The organism is Parapedobacter pyrenivorans, from assembly GCF_014636865.1.
In the GTDB taxonomy this organism is placed as follows: domain Bacteria; phylum Bacteroidota; class Bacteroidia; order Sphingobacteriales; family Sphingobacteriaceae; genus Parapedobacter; species Parapedobacter pyrenivorans.
On the sequence record NZ_BMER01000006.1, the window covers coordinates 111326 to 135788 of the forward strand.

At 44.9% G+C, this 24463-nt stretch carries 28 protein-coding genes; 17 read left to right on the forward strand and 11 right to left on the reverse strand.

Features of this window, described 5'->3' with window-relative positions:
• Window positions 1-82 precede the first annotated feature (82 nt).
• From IEV98_RS21705 to IEV98_RS21725, 5 genes are read left to right on the forward strand one after another with little or no spacing between them, the layout of a single operon-like run.
• On the forward strand, window positions 83-2503 hold the full coding sequence (locus IEV98_RS21705; protein WP_188508153.1) for a TonB-dependent receptor: 2421 nt from the start codon (window positions 83-85) through the stop codon (window positions 2501-2503).
• Between the two features lie 22 nt (window positions 2504-2525).
• Complete coding sequence (locus IEV98_RS21710; RefSeq protein WP_188508154.1) at window positions 2526-3749, forward strand: DUF4374 domain-containing protein; 1224 nt, start codon at window positions 2526-2528, stop codon at window positions 3747-3749.
• Window positions 3750-3766: 17 nt separating this feature from the next.
• On the forward strand, window positions 3767-4039 hold the full coding sequence (locus IEV98_RS21715; RefSeq protein WP_188508155.1) for a hypothetical protein: 273 nt from the start codon (window positions 3767-3769) through the stop codon (window positions 4037-4039).
• 20 nt (window positions 4040-4059) lie between these two features.
• Window positions 4060-4344: a hypothetical protein gene (locus tag IEV98_RS21720; protein WP_188508156.1), complete on the forward strand. Its 285-nt coding sequence runs from the start codon at window positions 4060-4062 to the stop codon at window positions 4342-4344.
• Window positions 4341-5969, forward strand: coding sequence for a PepSY-associated TM helix domain-containing protein (locus tag IEV98_RS21725; protein WP_188508157.1), 1629 nt, complete (start codon window positions 4341-4343; stop codon window positions 5967-5969). Before IEV98_RS21720 ends, IEV98_RS21725 begins: the two co-directional genes overlap by 4 nt.
• A gap of 69 nt (window positions 5970-6038) precedes the next feature.
• On the opposite strand, the gene IEV98_RS21730 is transcribed toward IEV98_RS21725, so the two are convergent.
• Window positions 6039-6221 carry a DUF2188 domain-containing protein gene (locus IEV98_RS21730; RefSeq protein ID WP_188508158.1) on the reverse strand — a complete coding sequence of 61 codons (183 nt, stop codon included), beginning with the start codon at window positions 6219-6221 and terminating at the stop codon, window positions 6039-6041.
• Between the two features lie 270 nt (window positions 6222-6491).
• Between IEV98_RS21730 and IEV98_RS21735 the strand changes: the two genes are divergently transcribed.
• From IEV98_RS21735 to IEV98_RS21770, 8 genes are all read left to right on the forward strand, one after another.
• The gene (locus tag IEV98_RS21735; protein WP_188508159.1) at window positions 6492-7268 is read left to right on the forward strand and encodes an AraC family transcriptional regulator; all 777 of its coding nucleotides are present in this window, start codon (window positions 6492-6494) and stop codon (window positions 7266-7268) included.
• 73 nt (window positions 7269-7341) lie between these two features.
• The gene (locus IEV98_RS21740; RefSeq protein WP_188508160.1) at window positions 7342-7767 is read left to right on the forward strand and encodes a VOC family protein; all 426 of its coding nucleotides are present in this window, start codon (window positions 7342-7344) and stop codon (window positions 7765-7767) included.
• 235 nt (window positions 7768-8002) lie between these two features.
• Entirely contained in the window at window positions 8003-8458 is a 456-nt protein-coding gene (locus IEV98_RS21745) for a hypothetical protein (RefSeq protein ID WP_188508161.1), read from the forward strand.
• Window positions 8406-8903 (forward strand): helix-turn-helix domain-containing protein, encoded by a 498-nt coding sequence (locus IEV98_RS21750; protein WP_229738897.1) that lies wholly within the window; start codon window positions 8406-8408, stop codon window positions 8901-8903. Before IEV98_RS21745 ends, IEV98_RS21750 begins: the two co-directional genes overlap by 53 nt.
• 91 nt (window positions 8904-8994) lie before the next feature.
• Window positions 8995-9423 carry a DoxX family protein gene (locus IEV98_RS21755; RefSeq protein WP_188508163.1) on the forward strand — a complete coding sequence of 143 codons (429 nt, stop codon included), beginning with the start codon at window positions 8995-8997 and terminating at the stop codon, window positions 9421-9423.
• 15 nt (window positions 9424-9438) lie between these two features.
• The gene (locus tag IEV98_RS21760; protein ID WP_188508164.1) at window positions 9439-10074 is read left to right on the forward strand and encodes a hypothetical protein; all 636 of its coding nucleotides are present in this window, start codon (window positions 9439-9441) and stop codon (window positions 10072-10074) included.
• A gap of 53 nt (window positions 10075-10127) precedes the next feature.
• Window positions 10128-10586 (forward strand): carboxymuconolactone decarboxylase family protein, encoded by a 459-nt coding sequence (locus tag IEV98_RS21765; RefSeq protein WP_188508165.1) that lies wholly within the window; start codon window positions 10128-10130, stop codon window positions 10584-10586.
• Window positions 10587-10593: 7 nt separating this feature from the next.
• Window positions 10594-11058 carry a RidA family protein gene (locus IEV98_RS21770; RefSeq protein WP_188508166.1) on the forward strand — a complete coding sequence of 155 codons (465 nt, stop codon included), beginning with the start codon at window positions 10594-10596 and terminating at the stop codon, window positions 11056-11058.
• Between the two features lie 27 nt (window positions 11059-11085).
• Here the strand turns inward: IEV98_RS21770 and IEV98_RS21775 are convergent, their stop codons facing one another.
• From IEV98_RS21775 to IEV98_RS21800, 6 genes are all read right to left on the reverse strand, one after another.
• Window positions 11086-11652 (reverse strand): hypothetical protein, encoded by a 567-nt coding sequence (locus IEV98_RS21775; RefSeq protein WP_188508167.1) that lies wholly within the window; start codon window positions 11650-11652, stop codon window positions 11086-11088.
• A gap of 117 nt (window positions 11653-11769) precedes the next feature.
• Window positions 11770-12339 (reverse strand): dihydrofolate reductase family protein, encoded by a 570-nt coding sequence (locus IEV98_RS21780; RefSeq protein WP_188508168.1) that lies wholly within the window; start codon window positions 12337-12339, stop codon window positions 11770-11772.
• Window positions 12340-12446: 107 nt separating this feature from the next.
• The gene (locus IEV98_RS21785; protein WP_188508169.1) at window positions 12447-12995 is read right to left on the reverse strand and encodes a hypothetical protein; all 549 of its coding nucleotides are present in this window, start codon (window positions 12993-12995) and stop codon (window positions 12447-12449) included.
• Between the two features lies 1 nt (window position 12996).
• Window positions 12997-13473 (reverse strand): RNA polymerase sigma factor, encoded by a 477-nt coding sequence (locus tag IEV98_RS21790; RefSeq protein ID WP_188508382.1) that lies wholly within the window; start codon window positions 13471-13473, stop codon window positions 12997-12999.
• A 4-nt stretch (window positions 13474-13477) separates the two neighbouring features.
• Window positions 13478-14851: a serine hydrolase domain-containing protein gene (locus IEV98_RS21795; protein ID WP_188508170.1), complete on the reverse strand. Its 1374-nt coding sequence runs from the start codon at window positions 14849-14851 to the stop codon at window positions 13478-13480.
• 90 nt (window positions 14852-14941) lie between these two features.
• Complete coding sequence (locus IEV98_RS21800) at window positions 14942-15592, reverse strand: DNA alkylation repair protein (protein WP_229738898.1); 651 nt, start codon at window positions 15590-15592, stop codon at window positions 14942-14944.
• 221 nt (window positions 15593-15813) lie between these two features.
• Here IEV98_RS21800 and IEV98_RS21805 point away from each other — a divergent pair, with 221 nt between their 5' ends.
• On the forward strand, window positions 15814-16566 hold the full coding sequence (locus IEV98_RS21805; protein ID WP_188508171.1) for an SDR family oxidoreductase: 753 nt from the start codon (window positions 15814-15816) through the stop codon (window positions 16564-16566).
• A gap of 403 nt (window positions 16567-16969) precedes the next feature.
• Window positions 16970-18199 (forward strand): DEAD/DEAH box helicase, encoded by a 1230-nt coding sequence (locus tag IEV98_RS21810; RefSeq protein ID WP_229738899.1) that lies wholly within the window; start codon window positions 16970-16972, stop codon window positions 18197-18199.
• Window positions 18200-18332: 133 nt separating this feature from the next.
• Here the strand turns inward: IEV98_RS21810 and IEV98_RS21815 are convergent, their stop codons facing one another.
• Together IEV98_RS21815 and IEV98_RS21820 are read right to left on the reverse strand one after the other, a co-directional pair.
• Entirely contained in the window at window positions 18333-19370 is a 1038-nt protein-coding gene (locus tag IEV98_RS21815) for an Atu2307/SP_0267 family LLM class monooxygenase (protein WP_229738900.1), read from the reverse strand.
• A 106-nt stretch (window positions 19371-19476) separates the two neighbouring features.
• Window positions 19477-19695 carry a (4Fe-4S)-binding protein gene (locus IEV98_RS21820; protein WP_188508173.1) on the reverse strand — a complete coding sequence of 73 codons (219 nt, stop codon included), beginning with the start codon at window positions 19693-19695 and terminating at the stop codon, window positions 19477-19479.
• Between the two features lie 230 nt (window positions 19696-19925).
• Here IEV98_RS21820 and IEV98_RS21825 point away from each other — a divergent pair, with 230 nt between their 5' ends.
• Window positions 19926-20510, forward strand: a complete 585-nt coding sequence (locus IEV98_RS21825) for a Crp/Fnr family transcriptional regulator (protein WP_188508174.1) — start codon at window positions 19926-19928, stop codon at window positions 20508-20510.
• Window positions 20511-20613: 103 nt separating this feature from the next.
• On the opposite strand, the gene IEV98_RS21830 is transcribed toward IEV98_RS21825, so the two are convergent.
• Both IEV98_RS21830 and IEV98_RS21835 read right to left on the reverse strand, forming a co-directional pair.
• Window positions 20614-20844 (reverse strand): VOC family protein, encoded by a 231-nt coding sequence (locus IEV98_RS21830; protein ID WP_188508175.1) that lies wholly within the window; start codon window positions 20842-20844, stop codon window positions 20614-20616.
• 202 nt (window positions 20845-21046) lie between these two features.
• Complete coding sequence (locus tag IEV98_RS21835; RefSeq protein WP_229738901.1) at window positions 21047-22897, reverse strand: DNA topoisomerase 3; 1851 nt, start codon at window positions 22895-22897, stop codon at window positions 21047-21049.
• Window positions 22898-23265: 368 nt separating this feature from the next.
• Between IEV98_RS21835 and IEV98_RS21840 the strand changes: the two genes are divergently transcribed.
• Window positions 23266-24321 (forward strand): NAD(P)-dependent alcohol dehydrogenase, encoded by a 1056-nt coding sequence (locus tag IEV98_RS21840; protein ID WP_188508176.1) that lies wholly within the window; start codon window positions 23266-23268, stop codon window positions 24319-24321.
• Window positions 24322-24463 lie beyond the last annotated feature (142 nt).

The window sequence follows — 24463 nt, forward strand, 5'->3', positions numbered from 1 at the left end:
ACTTACAATATTATACATTTGCATTTTATAATCAATCTAAATAACGATTTAATTTTTATAAGAGTTGATTTTCGAATTATCGATGTTCAAATTATTCTTACTAAATACGGCTTTTTTTTGCCTTTTAAACTTTACCGGCTATGCACAACCTCAGGAAGAAGTGACGGTACGGGGTGTGGTTGTTACGCCATCGGGCACCCCGATCGCCCGTGCCTCGGTGGCGCTGGCTGGAACACGCTACGGTACCACCACAGATGAGCAGGGACAATTTGATGTGAAGGCTCCGGTTGGCAACTATACACTACTGGTGGCTTGCGTAGGTTACGCAGCTTTTGAAGTCCGCCTGCATCTAAGAAAAGAAAGCATGAAACCGCTGAAGGTCGTATTGAAGGAAAGCAAGGTAAATCTGGACGAGGTGGACGTTGTCGGTAAAACCCAGGTGCAAGCGCTACGAGAAACCGGCTTTAGTGTTGAATCCGTTGAAACCGCCGATCTTCAAAACCAAAGCATCCAACTAAACCGGATATTGGACTGGACGCCGGGCGTACGGGTTCGCCAGGAAGGTGGCATGGGCTCCAACTATAACTATTCACTGAATGGCATGTCTGGAAATGCGGTTACGTTCTTTATAGACGGAATACCGATGGAATATTTCGGCTCATCTTATACGATCAATAACCTTCCGGTTTCGCTCATTAAACGAATTGATGTCTATAAGGGGGTGGTTCCGGTTGATTTGGGTTCGGATGCATTGGGCGGGGCAATCCATGTTGTATCGGATAGCAAGCGTAAAAGATTTCTCGAAACGAGCTATAGCTATGGCTCATTCAACACTCACCAGGCAGTGGTGCACGGCCAATACAGCCACTCGGCAAGTCATTTTACGACGCGCGTTTCAGCATTTTACACACATTCGGATAATAATTACAACGTGTGGGGACAGGGCGTCAATTATGCCGATGCGTCGACTGGTTTTAAAGCAGTCGACTTCACAAAGGAAAATCCGGCGACACGATTTAATGATCAATTCCAAACCTTCAACGGAAAGGTGGATGTTGGCTTCGTGGACAAAAAATGGGCGGACCAGTTCTTTGTCAGTTTATTGGCATCCACACAAAGGAAGGGTATACAGACGGGGCAGACGATGGCTACCGTGTATGGAAAGCTGCATTACAAGGAGGTGCTGTTGATGCCGCATCTCTCCTATCAAAAGGAAAATCTGTTTACGGATGGTTTAACCGTTAGCTTATTTTCCGGTTATTCAAACCGGAAGGGAGAAACCATCGATACGGCCATGGCTTTTTACAATTGGAAAGGCGAAACCACGCCGCATGAACAAGGTGGTGGAGAGATATCGCGCAACGGAAAATCATGGTACACTTTATACGAAGATTCGTGGATTAACCGGATCAACGTGACCTATCGGCTGCCGGCTGAATTTAAACTTGGATTTAACTACTTCAATTCTTCCGCCAAACGACACGGAAAAGACCCTTACGTATCGGCGTATCGGGTACCGCATATCGCGCCGCAAAACATCCACAGGCAGTTTGCAGGCTTATCCCTCGAAACCAAGAAGTTTGATGAAAGGCTCTATGTAAACACATTTCTAAAATGGTATGATTTCAAAACTACTTCTAACGAGCTGGAATATTTTATTGTTGATGGTGAATACCAGGCAACCGCAGTTCCGATCAAGAACAATAAGTCTAACTGGGGAGGCGGTATAGCAGCTTCATATAAATTCCACCCGCTTTTCCTCACTAAGTTTTCGGTAGAACAGGCTACCCGCCTGCCAACACCCACGGAGGCGCTGGGAAACGGCGTATTGGTGACGAATAATCCGAATATCAAACCCGAACAAAGCCTCAACATCAACCTGGGTCTGGTGTGGGGAAGAATCCCGATCGGCAGCCAACAGGGCTTAACCGTCACGGCCGGTGTCTTCTACAGGGATACCAAAGACCAGCTGCTCTACATGATCGCCTCTCGGGACGATGGAATCTATGAAAACGTGGGCCAGACCCTCGGAAAAGGCGTGGAACTGGCCATGGTATATGACCTGAACCATTGGCTGAAAGTAAACGCCAATATGACGTACCTGGATATCCGGAATAACCAACGCCTTGAGGATGGTGTACCGAATATCATTTATGGCGACCGGCTGCGGAATACACCGTATCTGCTGGGCAATGCAGGTATTTCTGCCAATATACCCAACTCGATTCAAGGCGGTTCGAAATTATTTGCCTACCTCCATGCCAATTACCTCCACGAATTTTATCTCTACTGGCCAAGCCTGGGAACCGCGGATACCAAAAATATAATACCGAGCCAGTTGGTTTATGATCTTGGCGTTGGGTATACATTGCCCGGCGAACGGATCAGTGTGGCATTGGACCTCTCCAATGTGACCAATACGCAGGCATACGACAATTTCTTGCTCCAGAAGCCCGGCAGAGCAGCATTTATCAAATTGAAATATCAACTAGCATATAATTAATCACAACATAATATAAATCGATATGAAACGAATAAAACGATTTCAGACCCTTCTTGCCCTTTCGTTAACCACGGCTATGTTTTTGGCCTCATGTAAAAAAGACGATCCCAGGGCAGACGAACAACCCGAGTTGATGAACTATTTTGTCGGCATCGAAGTTGGCGAAGAATATTACATGGTGCCTAGCAAAGACATCATGTCTGGCAGCATATCCGTAGTGGGTAACGGCATTGAAGGCATCGCTCACCATGCGGTGGTGAAAGATGGCTACCTGTACGTCATCAACGGAGACGAAGCTACATTGGATAAGTACAAGATTACCGAAACGGGCATCACCAAGGAAGATGCAATTTCTACCGCTGCGGTGATGTCTGGCTCGTTCGCCCGCTATACCGATCTGACAGAAACGAATGACCTGCTTCTCATGAACTTTCCAAACGACGAAGGAAACGCTCCCTACGCCATTATCGATATCGCTACCTTTACGGTGGAGAGCTACGGTAGTTTCAAGATGCCAAACGTGGACCGGTACAAACCGAGCTGGTGCCGTGCGGTTGTCTCGGGCGATAAGGTATATGTAGGTGGAGAATATGGCGTACCTGAAGTGTATGGTGATATTCCGGATTCCCTGATTACCATCGTCTATGACTATCCGTCGTTTACCAACCCAAAGACCATCATCAGTAAGGCATCGGGAGGAAGTGTAGCCGGTTATCGCACCAACGGCTCATTCAAAGATGAAAAGGGCGATATATACCAATGGAACCTTCGAAGCAACCAATGGGCCTCAAACCCGGAAGACGTACCCAATACGCCTTGCGTATTTGTGAAAATTACAGATGGGGAATATGATGATGGTTACGCATTCAATGTGTCTGAAGAGTTTGATGAACCCGTAAGCATCTGGAATGCTTGGTACGCAGGCAACGGCATCGCTTATGCGAATGTCATCCTGGAAAGTGATTTGAGTGTCTGGGACAATCTCTATGAAAATTATGGCCAACTCTACGAAATCGATATTTATAACAAAACCGTCACGAAACTGAATATCCCGAAAGCTCCGTTGTCTGATATCTTCAGTTTGAATTCGGTAAAGGATGGTAAATTTTATATTCCGGTTTGTGTAAAAGGTGGTAACGCCAATATTTATGAGATTGCCATAGGGGGCGGACCGGGTGATGTGAAAGTAGGCGCCAAGCTGGATGGCAACAACGTATATGCTCCTTCGCTGAATATTCTTAACTAACGCTTAGCCGCTACTGCATGGTTGTGTTTTTGGGTTTCGTTATTCAACTGGTAGGATCTTACCTCCTATACAGCACATCTGCCAAGGCGGTATTCGTAAAGCGCGGACATAACAGCTACCTGTGTAAACACCGAAGGTGGTCAAAAGCATTGGGATGCCTGATGCTTTTGGCCTCTTTTAGCTGCTTTATGATGCAGTTGGGTATCGGAGTTGGTTTTTTCTTCGGGTTAGCCAGCATCATGACCATCAGTGGATTGATTATCATTTTACTACCCCTTAAAAAATCTTAGGTAATGACCTACTGACTGATATGCCTGCAAATCCAAAATACTTGACACGGTCCGCGGGGCAACGATTTGCCAAAGTTTCAGCGGCCCTCCTTGGTGGTTTCCTGGTTGCTGCTTCCTTTCACCTGCTGTTGGCGGTATGGTCAGGTCACCGCGTCACCGTGCTGCTGACGTACTCCTATACCCTTTTCATCCTATGGTGCGCATTGATGCTGGTGGCCTTCCTCTTTACCAACGGGTGGAAATGCTGGGCGTGGTATGGTGGGATTACCCTTTTGTTCATCCTTTTCATCGGCTGTAAGTTATGAGCAAGCGCAATTACAATGTCTTTTTTCATCTGCATACCGTAAGCGGCATCGTCATCACCGTTGGCTTGTTTGTGATATTCTTCGCTGGCGCCTTCACGATGTTTTTTTCTGAAATTGAAACGTGGGAACGTAGCCGTGAACGTCACATTGCAGTACCCCAACCCCCTACCGGCGCTGCTATAGATCTCGATAGGCTGGTGCAGGAACTGGAGGAAAAAGGCTACGACCTTTATGGGCGCGATATCTACATCGACATGCTGGCGCCAGGGCCACTACAACCCTTCTTCCTAGCCGCGTCGGAAGACTCGCTGGCGACCGGTGAGGCGAAGGAATACAAAGATTTGCAATTGAATCGTGAAACTTACGAGGTTGAAGAGCTATCGCGGAAGCCCGCAACGACACTCGGCAGCCTGCTGTACGATCTTCATTTCTTCTACCAGTTGGGTGATGTGGGCTACTACCTGTCGGGCTTGGTATCGCTTTTCTTCTTATTTGCCATGGTAACCGGTGTTATCGTCCACTGGAAAAAGATCATCGCAAACTTCTACCTATTCCGGCCGTACGAAAAGTTGAAAACGGTGTGGACCGATGCACACACGGCATTGGGTGTTATCGGCATTCCCTTTCAGTTTATGTACGCAATCACGGGCGCGTGGTTCGGACTGGGTATCCTCGTGGCGACTTCGGGTGCGTTGCTTTATGACGGTGATCAATCGGCGTATTATGAGGCGTTGCATGGTCATCGCCACGAAGAGCACCTGGGGCAGCGGGTTAGCATGAACGACTATTCACTGAATGCGCTCGTGGATAGCGCCACTTCAAAATGGCAGGGATTAAACCTCACGTATATTGCGTTGCACGGAACGGCCAGCACGGATATGACCCTCAATATATACGGGGATATCGATTCAAAACTCAGGTTATTCAACTTTGGGGAACTCGAATTTGATGTTATTTCAGGACGAATCAACCATATGCACGACCCATACCATAAAGGCTATGACGAAGTGGTATCTGCTTTTATACACCGGATCCATTTTGGTTATTTTAGTTTGGAAGGCTGGCAGGATATCGCAGTAAAAATGCTGTACTTTTTGCTGGCTATCGCTACCTGTTTTGTTATCATCACCGGTGTACTTATCTGGTTGGAGGCCCGCAATAAAAAGAATATACCTGAAAAGAAACGGAAGTTTAACCAGGCTGTAGGCCATATTTACCTTGCCGTCTGCCTCTCCATGCTTCCTGTCACCGCGCTGTCGTTTTTAGTGACCAAGCTTTTACCACAGCACCTGGATGAATATAGTGGCACCGTTATTAATTCTATATTTTTCGGTAGTTGGTTGTTGGTATCCGTCTTTTTCTGGCTAAAACGGGACAATTACCTTACGAACAAATACACCTTGTTGAGTGCCGGGATTCTCGGATGCTTCATTCCGTTAGCCAATGGGGTTGTTTCGGGCAATTGGTTCTGGTGGACTGTAGGCAATGGCCAACATGAGCTATTTGTCATCGACATGCTTTGGCTGATACTGGCGGCACTATCGTTCATAACCGTGTATGCATTGAAGGGGCGAAGCGTTAATTCTAAACAACGGCGGTCGCACGTTGAAACACGAATAAAGTAATCTTGCCTGCTGATCCTTTTGCTCAGTTGCACGAATGCGTCACAGCAGCACAGGATGGAAGAGGAATCGCTACTTCTTTTTCTTTTTGCGAGCATCGAAAAATTCACGCGCGCGCTTCAGCCCCGTCGCGATGGCGATGCCCTCTTCCATACCTTCTTCGAGAAGTGCATTGGCGATCTCAACCGCCTTCTGCCGCAGTTCAACCGGTTGGTTTTTATAGGAAGGGGGATAATCTCCGTGATACCAGGGCATAAAAATCTATCTTTACTCTTTTATTGGCTAACAACAGCGCGCTGAAATTGTTGTAGGGACGCAGTATCAGCTACTTGCCGCTCGGAGTGGCTGAGGATAGCAACTAATAGATTGTGTTAAGCAGAATATAGCGAAGGATTGTAATTAAAGTGCATGGAGTTGACCGACAATGAATTTAAAAAAAAGTTTGAACTACCCCCCTATTTTGTCGCCAATGCCCCCGTTTAACAATTAGGCATGTTGGTATCTTTGGTATTAGTTTAGGACGCTATGAAATCAATATATCTTCATCCGGCTCCCTGTATTGCGGAATACGTTCATGAGTTGCTTATTATTGAAAACTTCCACGTAACATCCCCTTTTGTATTGCCCCTTTTCGCGAATGGCATGCCCACACTGCTCTTCCAGACAGCCAAAGGACGGATAGGAAATTCCACGAACTACCTGACCCTATTTGGGCAAACGGTATTCCCAGACACCCTAACCATCGATGAGGATTTCACACTGATTGCTTATTTCTTCAAGCCTTATGTCCTGAATGCACTGTTTGGGGTTGCTGCTCAGGAATTGACCGATAACCCCATTGAGCTGAACTTATTGCCGACATCCATCAGGGCAGGTCTGCAGGAACAGTTACAGAACGCGTCTTCCAGCAGGGAGATGGTTACCATCTTGGATAACTACATATACAGCCTCGTCACTAAAATCAAAACGGATATGCGTATCGTGAAATATGCCGTTGAAAAAATCGCCACCGAACCATCCAAAAAAAACCTGACGGTGGTGCAGGCGGACCTTTGTATGACGGGGCGCACATTCCAACGGTTATTTGAGAAAACCATTGGGATCATCCCTACCCGCTACCGGAGAATCAGCCAATTCAATACCGCATTCCGACAGCTCAACAGCCAACAGTTCACAAACCTAACAGCGCTTTCTTACAACAATTGCTATTCAGACCAAAGCCATTTCATCCGTGCATTCAAAGAGTTCACTTCACTAACACCTAGTGAATACCTTGCTTATGGTAAAGCTGCGAGAAACTGATTTTGTCAGTTTTGTTCTATTACTCGGCTTGAGCCTTCTATACCTTTGAACTGTAAACAAAACAATCAAAAAAATGGAAAACAACATTTATCCTTGTCTTTGGTTTGATGGTCAAGCCCAAACGGCAGCAAAATTCTACTGTTCGATTTTCAAGAATGCCAAAATTAAGGCAGACAACCAGATGGTGGTTGAATTTGAGCTCGACGGCAAGAAATTTATTGGTCTTAATGGCGGGCCCCAGTTCAAATTTAATGAGGCGGTATCATTTGTCATAGACTGCGAAAATCAGGAAGATATTGACTACTATTGGGAAAAGCTGACGGCCGACGGCGGCAGTGAAGGTGATTGCGGGTGGCTGAAGGACAAATTTGGCATATCCTGGCAAGTGGTACCTACCATTTTGCCAAAACTGCTTAGCGACCCAAATAAAGCGAAGCGGGTAATGGAGGTCTATATGAAAATGAGAAAGTTCGATATTGAGGCCCTTGAAAGTGCCTGATTGTGACTGCTTCTGATGTTCCGGAAATTAAAAAAACCCGTTACCTCGTGTGAGATAACGGGTTCGCCCCAATGGGGTTAGGGGCTATCAACCTAAACCTAATGCTTAAACGAAAAAAAGAGGTGTTTGTTTTATCGGAGGTGAAATAATTTGAAGCGAGGTGAATACTTTTGCAATAGCGTAGACAAAATCAAATTAGTTTTTTCTATTTTGTAGGATAACTTAATCGTCGATCATGGAGTTAAGGAAACATTCAACCAGCTTCGACCTGCTGAAGCATTTAAAATCTCAAAAAGGTGAGCGCACAGCGGCTCCATACTATTTGGCATCAAAAGAAAGTTTGGAAAACGCGGGGATTACACATGCTTTTAAAAATTACTTTTATACCATTGGACTGTACTACGGTGATGGCGCGGTTATTAGAATAGGAAGTAAGACTTATGAACTGACTCACGGGAGCTTATTAACGATTGGTCCGGGTGTTACATGCCAATGGTTGAACACGAGTTTTCCCGTAAATGATACATTGTTATTTTATGATGATCTCTTCGTAAATAACTTCGGTAGCTCATTTTTCTATTCGTTGGAATTCTTTTGTCCAGATGAACAAAGCGTGATTCATTTGGTTGACAAACAGTTTGAAGAAATGCAGCAACTCTTCAGTACACTTCAGGTGGTGGCCGAAACCTGAAGCATTATCGGGGATATTGTATTCGATTCTGATCATCGCGCAGAAACATTTCTGGCAGTTGCATCGTGGCAATAAAATAGCATTGAGTGATAAGGACCGTACTGTTGTTAAATTCAGGGAATTGGTCGCCAAAAACTTCGCCGAGCATAAAGATGTCGGCTTTTATGCTGATCAATTGAATATGTCAGCAAAATACCTGAGTGAAATATTAGTCGAACAAACCGGCCTTTCGGCAAAAAAATGGATCGAATTTCATATCATGCAAGAAGCAAAATACCTACTCAGTTTTATGGATCGTTCTGTAAAGGAAGTAGCCTATCAATTAGGTTATACAGATACATCGCACTTTTCCCGCGCGTTTAGGAACTATGACGGCCAGCTTCCCACGGTCTTCAAGAATGCCGTCCGCGACTTCAACCACGCGCCATCCTATGCATTGAGCTAAAAACCGGAAAATTTACAGTTTTCACCGTTTTATTTACAGCAAAGCGATTATCATTCCCAATAGCTTTGCAATGATGTTAATAAAACGTAAAATGAAATTAGAATACCATATTCAATCCGATCGGGTCCATACCATTGCATATACTTTTTTCCGTGTCCTATCCGGTTTGCTCTTGATGATAAACGGTTGGAGCAAGTGGCTAGCTCTGCCGGACGCGTCTCTTGATTTTCCAGATCCTCTTGGCATCGGTTCTACATTTTCGATCTATCTGGCCATTTTTTCCGAATTGATCTGCGGACTGGCGCTTGTTTTAGGCTTGATGACACGGATCGCAAGTATCCCGATTGTCATCACATTTGTTGTGGCGGTATTTCTGGTTCATGGCAATGATCCGTTCGATGTTAAGCAAACGGCGATGTTGTATCTCATTGCATCCGTTTATATAATCGTACAAGGTTCCGGACGCTTTTCGCTTGACGAGCTTATTAAATCCTTAGATAAAGGGCGAACAGCTCAGTAAAACACATCTCCGTGTATGAAAAAATTAAATACACTAAGCCCGATCTTGCTTTGGATATGTTTGCATGTGTGCCCGGTTTCTGGTTGGGCACAGCTGCCCGTAGAGATCAGTGTGGGTCACTCCAGCTATTACTATCAGCACGCATTTGCAGCAAAATTCAACACAGAAAGGCCATTTGGCTTCTTTCACACTTCCTCCATCCTTATTCCTTATGATAAAAATCGCGGAAACGAAATAATGAGCCAGTCTTATGTATCCTATACGCTAAGCGAGCTCTGGAGTACAGGGATAGGTTCCATCTTTTCGCCCTTGAACCGTGTCCGACCATCCGTTTTCCTCCAGTACTTTCTGAAGGGGAAAACAACAGCGCTGATGATATACCCAAGAGTAGATCTTTGGAAAAATCCAAATCTGGAGCTGATGGGTTTCATTGAATATCGAGCGGCAGGAGGCCAGAAACTGAAGCTGTATGCCCGTTTACAGTACATGACTACATGGAGTTTGGAAGCGCATGTGAGAAGTTACCAATACTTAAGGGTGGGAGTCAACTTTGGAGAAATTCAGCTCGGACCGGCCGCAAATTTTGATCAATATGGAAGTCTGGCTGCAAGCTATAGCAGCATTGGGCTTTTTGTAAGAAAAGAATTTTGACAACATGTATCACATTCGTTCGAAAGCTTTATCTATTTAATTAAACAAATTTTATGAATACACGGATCGAATTAAATCAGATGCCCAACGGTTTATTGGATGGCATACTAAAAACAGAGTTATATTTAAAAAAATCAGGTTTTGACCTGAAGTTGATTGAATTGGTTAAATACCGGGTTTCGCAAATCAACAAATGTGGCTATTGCTTAGCTATGCACCATCAAGAAGCCTTGGCCCTTGGGGAGTCGGAATTGAGGCTTCATACGCTTATCGCCTATAAAGAATGTCCGTATTTTGAAGACCATGAAAAGGCAGCATTAGAGTTCGCAGAAAACCTAACGTTAACCCATCAAACGGAAGTGGACGATCAACTTTATGCACTGTTGAAAAAACACTACTCAAAAGAACAGATATCCATTTTGACGTTAGCAATTACGCAGATAAACGCTTGGAACAGGATCAATAAAACGATAGGCGCGGTACCGGGATCATACACCGAAAATAAAGATTAAGAAACAGATGAAACACATTATATTTTTAACAGCTATAATTTTTACCATGACTACGCAAGCACAAGAATTCAAAAACCCGGCTTCTCTTTTCGATCCCACTCCATACGGATTTTCCCATATGGTTACCGTGCCCCAAGGCTATAAATTAATCTTTATTGCCGGGCAGGGTGGTGAAGAGAATACAGCAGGTAAGTTAAGCCCTGATTTCAGGCAACAAGTAGCGTTTTCTTTGCATAATATCCGAGTTGCCCTTGCATCAGATACGCTGACGATGAACAACGTCATTAAACTAACCACATTAGTGGTTGATCACAATGCGGAGAAATTGAACATCATTGTAGAGGAGTTCAATAAAGTTTGGCCCGCCAAAAATTTCCCTATCAACACCTTAATTCCCGTTCCCAAACTTGCTATAGATGGCATGTTGGTCGAAATTGAGGCTCTTGCTGTCAAAAGCCCGGAAAATGAATAAAGAAGACACGATTAACTTCCGGACTTTTCAACGCAGCGCGCTTTTATTCTCTTTATATAACGCAATCGCCTTTAAATAATTTATTGCGCCATTCATTGTTAAATCGTGGATAAATCCATCTAGTTCTGGATGATGGGTACTAGTCCAACGAACGAGTGCATCCCTTTCCTTTTCCCATATGGTCCAATCTGCATCTATGCAATCCATATTTTCAAACTTGGTAAGTTTACCCGATTTGAAGAAAATTTTATGCCGACAAGTCAACGGGTTATTCTTTAGAAATTCAAAGCGTAAAGAATTTACTGCCACGGTAGCGACTACGTGATCATTCGTTTCACTTAGCGCTATTAATTTATATGTTGGTTGAAAAATAGAGTCCCATTTAAAATGTTCATGAAAAGTTTCATGGGAATAAGGCATTATATAATCCCCTTCAACAATCGTTATACTATCAGTTATCAGGCTTTTGACCTGATTATAGTCTGAATTATTTAAGGCCTTATAGTATTGCGTTACGCTATTGATTCGGCTATTTTTTCTATTGCAATTAACTGTCAATAGCAACACAAACGATAATAGAAATAGGTTTTTCATAAACCAACCAGTTTGCGTCTTCTGGTATTTCAGAATTCGAAGTAAATATAAATATTGTTCTTCATATTCACCTGGAAAGACGACGGCAGCGTTTTTTACGTTGCTTGCTTGACTGAGTTATTGTACAGATCCGGCCGTGCCTTTTGCCGGCTCGTAGTACAGCACGATGGCACCAGAACCAAACGCTTTGGTCTTTATGAGCTTCAGAAACCTCAAATCGCCTATATTTTTAAATAATGGTAAGCCTTTCCCCGCGATAACAGGGTGTACACAGAGTTGGTATTGGTCCACTAAGTTAAGTTCCGTAGCGGCTGCAATCAAACTCGGGCTGCCCACCAAAATGTCGTTATCCGATTGTTGCTTGAGTGCTAAAATTTCTTCTTCGAGACTTCGTGTTGCAATCCTCGCGCTTTCCCAATCCACCTTTTCCAGTGTCCGGGAAAAAACAATTTTGGGCGTGCTGTCCATGATCACTGCGAATTCATCAACAGCTTGGTTGCCGGTAGGATCTTTTACGATCGGTGGCCAATATTCCATCAGCTGATAGGTTATCCTTCCGTATAGAATAGTGCCGGAACTGCGCAATAGCTCACTGTAATGCTGGTGCAATTCATCGTCTGCAATCCCGTAGGTGTGGTCACAAAACCCATCTAGCGTCATATTGATTCCTGCAATTATTTTTCCCATGTGGTGCTGTTTTAATCGTCGTTTATACAAAGATACCATTGCTACCTGGTAATGAGGCAGGGAAAAGGAGACAAGCTACGGGGGTGGAAGAGACAGCGGTAAAGTCTTTACTGCGCCAACCCGTCGATGGCGTGACGTAATCGCCTTAATCGCCGCAGCCACAACCTGCGATTGAGAAGTACCTGGGCAATAAAAAAAACAGCTATTCCGAGCAATGTCCCATATTTTCCGGGGGTGAAGCTGATACCGTAACTAAAAAAGAACAATACAACAATAAGTAATGAGGATCTGAGCAACAGATTGTGCATGGCAAACCGCCGCATTCGCTGATAAGCGAATGATAACGACTCGGCAAGCGGTTTGTAGGCCGGCATAGCAACGATCTGGGCGTAACCTTTTAAGAGGTGGATCAGGTAGACCGATACCGCGAATGCAACCAACAAACCGAGCCAAAACGGTTTCGTGTCTGCATCAAATGCCGTGTAAACCAAGAATAGAAAACCACTCCATGCTGTTGCCTCTACGATGACCTGCCTACGTACATTGCGCAGCACGGGATGAGGCTTGGCGCTCAATAGGGTCCGGATCTCCGAACGGCCCTTTTTAGGGCACTCCTCACGCTCCAGTAGATTTTTCAATTCATGTAAATCCATCATACTAACGATTAACCATTGTTTTCAATTTGTCTTTAATCCGGCTAAGTTTTACACCGGTATAATTCTCCGTAATGCCCAACGCTTCGGCTATCTCTGCATAGCTCATCCCTTCCAGGTAAAGCGTGATGAGGGCCTTCTCCGTGTCGTCCAGCAAGCGGATGGCGCTGGAAAGCTTTTCATACCGCTCTGCCGCTTCTTCATCCGGCAGCTCGGCTGCGACATCCGGCACTTCACCCGGATAGCTGACAGCGGGGCGTCTGCGGCGCAGCGATGTGATGGCGGTATTCAGCGCGATACGGTACATCCACGTGGTGAATTTGGCATCTCCACGGAACGATGCCTGCGACTGCCAAAGTTTGATGGCTATTTCCTGAAAAAGGTCTTCGCGGTCTTCGGCATGGTTGCAATACAGTCGGCATACCCGCCAGATCATCGCCTGATGCTGATCAATCAATGTCGAAAACTGTAGTTCGTCCATCCGCCTATTTTCTTTCAAAGGTAACGGGTTTGCCATCGCGTTCGGCAATCAAGCCGGTGATGTTACCGAGGGAATCTACCTGGAAGGTAACATAGACACCCGCTTTGGGCCCGAAAAATGCCCTGGTTCCGGTGGCTTTAAGTTCAAAAAGAGGATTGCCCCCGAGCTTAGCATATAACTGACCTTGGTGGGCAACAACGGATAGCTCCATCCCCTGAGCGGTATATGTACCAGCTAAACGGTTCAGTGCCGAATCGGTTAGCTGGGCGTTACTATATTGCCGGGGCAGATTGGGCGTGGAGCCGTTAAGGATGTTCTCTAAATCTGCCCACAGCCGATTGACGGGAATAACGGATACGTTACTGAGCAACACGATTGATGTCTGGTCTTCGGGATACCATACCGCGATCGCCGAACAGCCGAATGTACCGCCGCCATGATACCAAGCTGGCTTTTGGCCGTCTCCCCCTTGTCGGTAGTAAAACCCATAGCCATAACGATCGGCATTTGCCATCGGAATGGTAGACCTCACATCAAACAGCTTCGAAACCACGTCTTCGGGCCACCGGCCATTGCCCAATGAAGATAGCCAGTCGGTAAGATCTCCTGCTGATGCATATAGGTTGCCCGAACCTTTCATGAGGCTGGGATCGCGGTGGGGAGCGAGCATCAAACGGTTGCCGAGCTGGTGATATCCGGTGACCATACCGGGAACGATGGCACGCCCATCATACACGCCTGTGCTACCCAAGGCCAGTGGGACGGTGATTTTCTCGCTTACCAATGCGGCATACGATTGATTATAAACCTGTTCAAGGATATCAGCAAGGAGGAAATAACCGGGGCTGGAATAGTGACTCTTTTCACCGGGGGAAGACCCGAGCTCCATGGCAAAAATTTCGGAAACGCACCGCTCCCGATCCAACGGCAAGAATGCCTTTTCTCGCCAATAATCAGCGATTCCGTCATTGTGCGGAATCCCCGATCGGTGGGTAAGCAACTGCCGGACGGTAATTCCTCGCCAAACCGAATCGGTAAGCTGCGGATAAAACCGACCGATCGAATCATCCTCGCGGAGCAACCCCTCTTTACATGCGAGCAACGTAAGCATGGCTGTGAACGGTTTGCTGATGGAGGCGATCCGGAAAACATCCGTTGTCTTCATGGGTGTTCCCAACTCATGGGAAGCCAACCCGTAGGCCCTTTCATACAGGGCATCGCCCCGGCGCGTGATACGAACGACACCACTGAATCCAATTTGCTCCTGCTGCGTGGAAAAATAGGTGTGTATAGCAGCGGTATCCATGGCGGGCTGCCCGACGCCTGTTAGCCCTACCAGCATAAGTAAAGCTGCGCATGTTATTTTTCTAATCGTCATATCGCATTAGTCGCGAAGGCGAAAAAAAACTTACACAAAAAGATTCAGCCCGGTGAAACCTATTGGAGAGGCTATAAGGCCCTAGGCTACTTATTTCTTCAACTTGGCAACTTGTATGGCGATGAATTTCGGTAGATAGTTGGGCGTACAATTTTTTGCCACCACTTCGTCTTTATAGAGGCCTGTTTGTTCTCCAATGGCAATACATCTTGAACGAAACTCTTCTTGAAAAACCCCAATTTGACCTGCAGTAAAATTCATCGCCCACTGGACTTCAGGCTTTTCAGATGCTATTCGTTTTTCGATTAGAGAAAGTAGGTGCTCGCTATTGGCGGGAGGAGTCTGTCCTACCCAACGTAAGCGACTTTGATGATACCAGAAAAGCCGTCTTTGCAATGGCGAAGGACTATCTACCCAGGATTCCATTAACGCAACTGTCTTCTTATCTTTAGCGAGTTGGTTGGCCATGAGCCAATCGATCAGTTGGTTTCGTTCCTCCGGTATATGCTGCTGAATATCCTCATCCAAATCATCGATAATTTCTTGCGAAAGAAGCTTTTTGTCCATCAATAGGATCGCCAACTGCCGCGCAAAATAAGCGCCCGTTGACCAAAGTTCCAAAGCTAACTGGTGGTGCTTACCTATATTTTTTGCTATGTTCCGCAAATCGCCAAGCTTAGTGGCCTTATTGCTAATTTGACTCAAAATATGCTGCGCGGCGGAAGAAAGTTCCATAGTCATGTCGTGCTGTGTTTTTAATAAACTGCTTTTCAAATTTAAGATTTCTTCAAATATTATTGCAGTTAGCGGGTAGGTTGTTGAGAAACAACCTTTCTGCGTGAGCTGGAGAAGCTTTTTTTTGTGAAAGAGAATGGGAAATGGAACCAGATATTAGCAAGATTCGGGTTTTATGCCATAACACGCATTCCGATCTTTGCAACAGACTTTTAAAACAAATAATAATGCAGAGATTTAAAGACAAGTGCGCATTTATCACAGGCGGAACAAACGGAATGGGGTTTGCTACCGCCCAACAATTCATCGACGAAGAAGGCAAAGCAATTATTACAGGGCGACGCGCTGAAACCGTATACAAAGCTGTAGAACAGTTAGGAAAAAATGCGTTTGGTATCGTATCAAATGCAGGTAGTATGAAAGATATCATGCTTTTGCAAGAACAAGCAAAACAATATACAGACAACATTGATTTACTCTTTGTAAATGCTGGTTACGGAAAATTTGCTTCCATTGAAAGCGTAGATGAAACTCATTTTGATGAATTGTTTAATATGTTGGTTAAAGGTGTATTTTTTACCATCCAGCAAATACTGCCATTGATGAAAAGAGGAAGTGCGATTATTTTGAACACGTCTGTCGTTACTGAAATGTCAGTACCAAACTTTTCTGTTTATTCGGCGGCAAAATCAGCCGTTCAATCATTTATAAAAACGTTTGCGTCGGAGCTTACTGAAAAAGGTATTCGGGTAAATGGCGTTAGTCCAGGATACATCAAAACAAACGGTTTCAACAATACAGGTCTGAATACTGAACAAATTGAGGGGGCTATCCAAAGCATCCTCCCTACCATTCCTTTTAAGAGATTTGGCGAACCTACCGAAATTGCAAGTGCCGTATTGTTTCTTGCTTCGCAGGAAGCGTCATATATCCACGGAACTGAATTAACGGTGGACGCAGGAATTTCGGTTATAAAATGAGAAAGCAAATATCTATTCACACTTTTCATCCACAATCCAAAGCCATAGTTTTAAATCCGGAAAAGGTATAAAAGTTATTATCTAGTGATATGAGAAAATTATTTTTCACAATGCTAGCAGCTAGGGTATGATACAACATGCTGAAATTTCGGATTGTGAATTAAGAAACAGAATCCGCAGTCAGTCGCGAACTGCCACGTTTTTCGCGGCAGTTTTTTAGTGCGTATAGACAAATACGCAGCACTAATAAGCTGGAGGGGACGAAATTTAATACAGGCGCATGCCAAACAAATCATAAAAAGCAACACCAAATATTTTGGGTAACTTTGTTGCCTCGTATTCTTTTAACTATTCAGCAGTGTCTTTAGATAAATTGAAGCTTAGTAAACGTCTCCATGCATCCATGAATGATTTGGGCTATTTTACAGCGAAAGAGATTCAGTTAAAATCACTCTCTCGTATAATCGGTGGGCATAGTATTATTGGCATTGCACCCGAAGGAGCTGGAAAAACAACGACTTATGTTCTTGGGGTATTGATGCGCTTAAAATATACGGAAGATGAAGCTCCTAAAGTCTTAATATTAGCCCCTAATGACGAAAGAATCACTGAAATAGTTGATCGTTTTCTGGCAATTAGCAAGAATAAGAATCTTCATATCATGGGGCTTAAAACGAGCGGAAGTATGGAGGAAGAAATCGAAGATTTGGTCCGTGGGGTAGATATTGTCGTAGCAACTCCAAACCGTGCCCGTGCGGTGTATCTAAAATTAGGGCTTAATCTAAATCGCATTCAGACATTCATCATTGATGATGCTGAAGAAATAGTTAAGCAGGGAATGCAGACTCGTGTAAGGGAACTGGCCCAAAGCTGCGGAAAAGTACAGTACCTCGCATTTAGCACTGTTGAACATGAAAAACTGCACTTGATGATTGATGATTTCATGCCTTTTGCTACGCTGGTTGAGGTGGAAGAACTAGGTGAGAAAACGACGGAAACACACGAGCTCATGTTGTATCAGGTTCCGAATTTTACCACGAAAATAAATTTGCTAAATCTTTTGATGCGTGACGATGACGTATTTGATAAAGTTGTGGTTTTTGTAAATACCCGACTTACCGCACAAAAGCTTAGTCAAAGTCTACATGCAAAAAAAGGAGAAGTAGCTGTGCTACTCCCCATGTTGCATGATGATGCAGGTTTTGATGATATCAATGATTTTAAGAAAGACCCAGAATGTCGAATACTCATTATTGCAAATGAAAGCTCGAATGATATTGATTTAAGTAGGATTCCTTTTGTATTTCATTTTGAAATACCAGAAAATAGAGATGTTTTTGTGCAACATATTATAAAAACTTCAAATGACGAAGTTATGGCTATCACATTTGCGACAGACATTGAACTTCCGGAACTCAAAAAAATAGAACAATCTTTGGGGAAGAAAATCCCTATCATGCCTACTCCTGATGATCTTGTCATCTATCAACCGTCCACTAATCCAAAAGAAAAGAATGAAGTGGACGAATCAAAGGGTGGCGCTTTTCATAAAAAGAAAGCAAGCAACAACAAAACCTACAACTATGGCGGTGGGGTAAAAGCCAAAATGACGATGAAGAATAAGAAAAGGTAGTTTTAATAAGTACGCTATTTAATTATCCCGCTATAATATTTAATTTAGGTAGTATAATGCATCCTGTGTATTTCCGCGTCGCCAATATCTGATCTTTATCTCAAGGGTAGAAAACTGCTTTTCTTTTTTCATACTAAATGTTAACTTTTTGCTTGATTTGAGGGACTACTTCCGCGCCGATCAGCTCGATAGACCGCATTAACTGTTGGTGAGTAAGACCTGCAATATCCATTTGGAAGGTGAAACGATCTACACCACCGAGGGCTTCGCTATGCCGTAAAAGCTTTTCGACAACCGTTTCCGGCCCACCTACAACAAGCACACCTTTCGGCGCGATCATTGCGTCGAACTGAGCTTTGGTAACCGGTGGCCAACCGCGCTCACGGCCTGCTTTGGTCCAGGATTCTAAAAAGCCTGGAAAATAATCAGCGATAGCTGATTTGTCGTCCTTGCCAACATAGCCAGGCGAATGAAGGCCTACCTTCAATTCTTCCGGTTTGAAGCCTGCCTCTTCGCCTGATCTTCTATAGAGATCGACCAGCGGTCTAAAGCGCTCGGTTTCGCCACCGATAACGGCCACCATTAAAGGAAGCCCAAGCATTCCTGCACGTACAAAGGATTGCGGCGTGCCACCTGCACCCAACCAAACAGGCAATTTCTCCTGTAGCGGACGTGGGTATACAGGCTGATTATTTAATTCCGGCCTGAACTTACCCGACCAGGTAATGAATTCTTCATCTCGGATCTGCAGCAACAATTTTAATTTTTCTTTAAACAAAGCGTCATAATCACTCAGATGATAACCGAACAAGGGATACGCTTCTGTCGCAGAACCCCGGCCAACCACGATCTCCGCACGACCCTTTGAGATAATATCCAGTGTCGCGAAATTTTGGAATACCCGGACAGGATCTGAAGTACTGAGCACGGTAACCGCACTCGTAAGCCGGATGCCGCTGGTGCGGGCGGCGGCTGCCGCCAATATGACCGCAGGAGCAGAGTCGAGAAATTCTCTTTTATGGTGTTCGCCTATCCCGAAAATATCAAGCCCGGCCTCATCGGCGGCAACTATTCTGTCTAACAACTGTTCCATGGCCTCTTCACTGCCCAGCTTATTGCTTCCAAACATCGCCGACGCAAAACTATCTATGCCTATTTCCATGTTATCCATTTTGATCGTTTAATTTATGATTCCCCCCGTATTTGTCTTTACCCCGTCTAACTCGGGAGACACCTCGGTATGGAGCTCCGGTAGCTTTCCGCCACCGATTACCCCGTTATTTTTCTTCATCTTTCTTAATACTTAGTGCCCCGGACGGACATTTGGCGACCTGATCGATTAATTCCTGTGTGGTCGCATACTGTGTTCGTATCCAGGGACGTGCCTTCGGATCATAAACATTGGGAAGTGTTCTTACACAAACCCCTGAATGGGTACACACTTTCGGCTTCCATAGGATGGTAATTTCGCCGTTTTGATATTCTATTGTTTCCATTACTCCTTCAAAATAGTTATGAGAGTTAAAAAAATCATTTGTTTTAAACTGGAAATGCAAAGTTCCGCAACGCGGTAAAAGATAAAGATGATATAAGTCAACAAAAAAGGTAGACATAAGTCTATGTTCTATCGGTATGATCGACGCTACATTCTTTACCGTATTTAATTCTTACTTTTGTCTAAACAGAGTTTTTACAGTAGTTAATACCATAAAGATACGCAAGTATTATGCATGAGGCCTTTTTTGAGTACCTGAAAAAATTTAATTGTCCTCTGCTGTCAGAAGAGGAAAAGGTGCTGATCAAAAAAGCATTTATTCCAACAAAATTAAGGAAAAGACAATACCTGTTGCAGGCGGGTGACCAATGCAAAAATTTTGCATTCATTGTAAAAGGAGCCATGCGCCAATATTCTGTAGGTGACAAAGGATCTGAACACATGATCAGACTTGGTGTGGAGGGCTGGTGGATGGGCGACCGCGAAAGCTGGGTAATGGGAACGCCGAGTGTTTACAACATCGATGCCTGGGAAGACACCGAGGTGCTGTTGGTGACTAGGCCTGTTGTCCTTGAACTGCTGCGGAAAACTGCCATTATAGGTGAAATGATGCGCCAGCTCGACGAGCGGAACAACATGGCCAATCTGCGGAGATTGACCTCATCCATCAGTGCTACTGCAGAAAAGAAATATGCTGATTTTGCAGCTTGTTATCCCGGACTGGTAGAGCGGTTTCCGCAGCATATCATTGCTTCTTACATCGGTGTCACTAAAGATACCCTGAGCCGTGTTAAGCGCCAGCTCCTTCGGAAATAATGAGTCGCTCTTTTTTGGCATGAAAATGAGCTGACCGGCATTGCATACAACGATCAGGGCAACACGCGGTACATAACCGGGAAAATGCGGAATTATGGGAATGTTATCCCTTAGAGAATGTACCGAAATACCAAAGGATGCCAGACGGATCGTGCAAGAAACATTCCCTGCCCCAATCGTAATTACGGATGGGCGTCAGTTTTACGCCTGGGTACTTTTCTGGCAGTTCCAGTGCGGAAAGTTCTCGCCAATACCGGTCAACGTGTTGCTGAAACAATTGCACCTCTGCACCGCTATAAAATCCGTTCTGATCTAAAAGACACTGTATATTCATTTTTTATCCCCGATAGCTGTTCCTTTTGCACGGTGAAGGTATTAACAATTTCAAAAAATCGATGCTCCGTTTGAAACGAGGGGGCAGGGAATTATCGCTTCGAATTATTGCGGATGGCCCGCATATAAATCGCCATGGACGAAGGCATTAAAGTTTCCTTCCAGGCCCGTTCATGGCTGAAGCGTACGATGTAAACTTGAAATCACGGATACACGAGCGTATCCCCTTGGTCGGCCTTGACCGACTGGTGACGCTTTACCTCGTTGGTAAGCTGAAAAATCATGGTAATGAGCTCTTCCTTAAATTGAGCGGCATCGTATTCTCCTTTTTCAATGAGCCGCAGTTTGCGCTCCCATACCCCGGTCAGTTCCGGGCTTTTCAACAACTCGTCTTGAATCGTATCGATCAATCGGATGCCGGTTTGCGTAGCCACCAGCTTTCGTTTTTGCTTTTCAATGTATTTCCGTTTGAACAACGTCTCAATAATATTAGCTCGGGTGGATGGACGCCCAATACCGTTTTCTTTTAACAAATCGCGCACATCTTCGTCATCCACCTGTTTTCCAGCGGTTTCCATGGCGCGCAGGAGCGTAGCCTCTGTATAGGCTTTGGGAGCTTTTGTTCGCCCTTTGTGAATGAACGGTTCATGCGGCCCGCTTTCACCCACTTCAAATACAGGTATTTCCTGCTCTTCGGGGTTTTCGCCTGATGCCTTCTTTTCTTTTTTTTCCTTGGGGTACAACACCCGCCACCCAGGTTCAAGAATCTGCTTGCCCGTAACGCGGAAGGGCACCGTGCCTACTCTACCCTCCACGCTGGTATTAGAGACCTTACATTCTGGATAGAAAACCGCAATGAAACGGCGGGCAACCAAATCGTAAATACGTTTTTCATCCAGCGGAAGTACGTTTGGTGATATATCTGTAGGGATAATGGCGTGGTGATCTGTTACCTTCTTGTCGTCAAATACAGTCTTGCTTTTCGCGATCGGATGTGCTAGTAACGGAGCCGCCATTGCAGCATAGTGCGTCATACTGGCCAAAATGCTCGGTATCTGCGGAAAAAGATCTTCGGATAGGTAGGTTGTATCCACGCGTGGATAGGTAACGAATTTCTTTTCATACAGTGCCTGAATGTACTTCAATGTATCATCGGCAGAGAAGGCATACTTCTTGTTGGCGTCCACCTGCAGCGAGGTGAGGTCGTACAAACGGGGATTGCGCTCCCTGCCTTCTTTGATTTCGGCTGCAACGACTTCGAACGGATGTTCCTTTAAGTAGGCAAGCCCCTTCTCGGCCCGATCGGCCGTTTTCAGCCGCTCAATAGATGCGGTAAAAACCGTTTCGCGATAGGTGGTTTTTAACTCCCAGTAATCTTGCGCTTTGAAGGCATCGATTTCTTTTTGGCGTTGCACGAGCATGGCCAGCGTAGGGGTCTGAACACGGCCAATGGAAAGCACCGATTTATCTGTACCGTATTTGGTCGTAAACAAACGCGTCGCATTGATACCGAGCAACCAATCGCCGATTGCTCGGGCGCTGCCGGCAGCATACAGGTTATCATAATCTGAATCCGGTTTCAACTTACTGAAACCATCACGGATGGCTGATTCGGTGAGCGACGAGATCCATAGCCGTTTTACAGGAGCTTTGCATTTGGCTTTCAGCAATACCCATCGTTGAATGAGCTCCCCTTCCTGCCCGGCATCACCGCAGTTAATCACAGCTTCGCAATCAGCCACGAGGCGTTCGATCACGCCGAATTGTTTTTCTACGCCCTTATTGGGAATCAGCTTGATTCCGAATGAAGGGGGGATAATGGGCAGGAATGCCAATTGCCACGATTTCCAGTTCGGACTGTAATCGTGGGGTTCCTTCAGCGTACAGAAATGCCCGAAGGTCCAGGTTACTTGGTAGCCGTTGCCCTCATAGTAGCCGTCCATACGCGCCGTAGCCCCAATTACTTGGGCAATGTCTTTCGCCACGCTGGGCTTTTCAGCAATACAAACCTTGAATCCGGCCATAAATATATATTGGTCGGCAAATCTCGGCATTATCGCCCAGTTAGCGAAGATAAAATGCTTACTATCGGCACTCATCAAGGCGAAAAAAGATCTTAGGCGCGTACGTTGGCACAACCCATTGTCGATTTATACCAATTCCGAATCGAGCCTTTTATATGTCAACTAAAAATGTCATATAAATATGCAAATGTTGTTTATACTCCAGCAAGCATCGTCGACGTCGGCCTTTCCGCCTGAAACAGTATTCGTATGATAATGTAACAGGAAAAGCTCCGTTTAATAAATTGGAAACCTTTTTCAAGGAACATTTGAAATAACAAATATCAAATTGTTATCTTTTCACGGGCGTTTCGGAAAGGAGTTTTCATAAACGAGTAAATCCAAATAAAAGAAAGAACATGAACACACTTAACGTAAAAGCATTCGGTACAGTAGCGCCCGAAGCGGATTTAAAAGAGATGACCATCAACCGCAGGGACGTAACTTCAAACGATGTAGAAATCAATATTTTGTATTGTGGCGTTTGCCATTCCGACTTGCACACAGCCCGCAATGAATGGGGTGGCACGGTTTATCCGAACGTTCCGGGACATGAAATTGTTGGGCGGATTACAAAGGTTGGCAACAGTGTTACCAAGTTCAAGGTTGGCGATCTAGCCGGTGTAGGTTGTATGGTCGATAGTTGCCGGGAATGTGAAAGCTGTAAGGAAGGGTTGGAACAATATTGTGAAAAAGGCAATATCCAAACTTATAACGGACACGACAAGCATACAAACCAGCAAACTTTCGGCGGGTATTCCGAACGTGTTATTGTGGATGAAGATTTTGTTTTACGGGTTCCCGAAAATTTGGATTTGGCAGCGACAGCGCCCCTATTATGTGCAGGTATCACTACGTTCTCTCCGCTGAGGCATTGGAATGTTGGCCCGGGAAAAAAAGTGGGAATTGTTGGCATTGGAGGTTTGGGGCATATGGGCGTGAAAATTGCAAAAGCCATGGGCGCCCATGTGTTGGTGATTACCACCTCACTTGCTAAAGTGGAAGACGCCAAGCGTTTGGGCGCGGATGAAGTCATCTTATCTACCGATAAAGTGCAAATGAAAAGCCATGCAGGCACTTTACATTTTGTTTTGGACTGTGTTTCGGCCCAACATGACATCAATGCTTATTTAAGTTTATTGAAAAGAGACGGTTCACTTACATTAGTCGGCGCGCCGGAGCATCCGCTTCCTGTCGCAGCATTCAGCCTGATCCCTAAACGGAAAAGTTTCGCAGGTTCGATGATCGGTGGCATTGCAGAAACACAAGAAATGCTTGATTTCTGTGGACAACATAACATTACCTCAGATATCGAAATGATTCGGATGCAAGACATCAATAAAGCTTATGATCGTTTGCTAAAAGGGGATGTCAAATACAGGTTTGTGATTGATATGGCGTCATTGAAGGATTGAAACAACAATTGATTCTAGAAGAAGCTATATTGCTGGTCAACCCTGATCTACCTGTAGTACAGCGCAACATTGGACAGATTCAGTGGCGCATTCATCGAGTATGAAACAGAGAAACCCGGCTCGTTTAAAATGAGCCGGGTCT